Source organism: Halomonas sp. KAO (genome assembly GCF_015595025.1).
GTDB lineage: Bacteria > Pseudomonadota > Gammaproteobacteria > Pseudomonadales > Halomonadaceae > Halomonas.
This window is the reverse complement of the sequence record NZ_JADNRL010000028.1, coordinates 766-1495: the sequence shown is the minus strand read 5'-3', so window position 1 is coordinate 1495 and position 730 is coordinate 766. Positions and strand designations below refer to the sequence as shown.

General features: G+C 53.0%; 2 protein-coding genes. Both read left to right on the top strand.

Annotated elements, in window-relative coordinates; all coding sequences use genetic code 11:
* Window positions 1-387, top strand: a 387-nt coding sequence (locus IOC61_RS15905; RefSeq protein ID WP_229333203.1) for a hypothetical protein, incomplete at its 5' end; no start/stop codon positions are given.
* On the top strand, window positions 384-730 hold a 347-nt coding region (locus tag IOC61_RS15900), incomplete at its 3' end, for a hypothetical protein (RefSeq protein WP_229333202.1). The genes IOC61_RS15905 and IOC61_RS15900, both read left to right, overlap by 4 nt.

Below are 730 nucleotides of genomic sequence, written 5' to 3'. Positions count from 1 at the left end.
GAGTCGCTCCGTGCGGAGCGCATTGTAATGGGCGATATGGATCGCGGTGATTCGGTCGAGAAGGGCTGGCCCTTAGAAGTCGCTAAGACGGGCGCACGCCTCGCGATTGACCATGTTGGGTCACGTGACTCTCGCTACATTGATGATGCCGCGCGGGTTGCCCTGATCCTTGAGCTGATCGAGGCGGGCTATGTGGATCGTATCATCTTGTCTTCCAGTGCTACCGGCGTCTCTTTCGGAGAGCCGGGAAATGATCTCCCGTATAGCAATGTACTGACAAAGTTTGTGCCGATGCTTGAGGAGGCGGGTGTGTCTTCCGAACATATTCGCCAGATGCTGGCCAGTAACACAGTGCAATTGCTAAGTGTAAGTGGAGAAAATCAATGACACGCGTTAATACAGTGCTTGGCACCATCTCATCTGCTGAGCTTGGCTTCGTAGCGATTCACGAGCACGTCGGCTACGGCATGCCTGGTTGTGAACTTGATAGTCGTTGGTGGAAAACGCCTGAACAGCGATATGATGAAACTGTACCCAAGCTCCGTAAGTTTCATGAAAACACTCAGCAGTGGGGTGGGGCAACGTTTGTCGATGCGACAGGCATCTGTAATGGTCGAGATATTGACTACTATAAAACCTTGTCCGATAAAACCGGCGTGCATATGGTTGCCAGTACCGGCTTTGTAGGCGGCGACACGGCCCTGCCTTTTTTCGAACGGGCGAGTGTCGA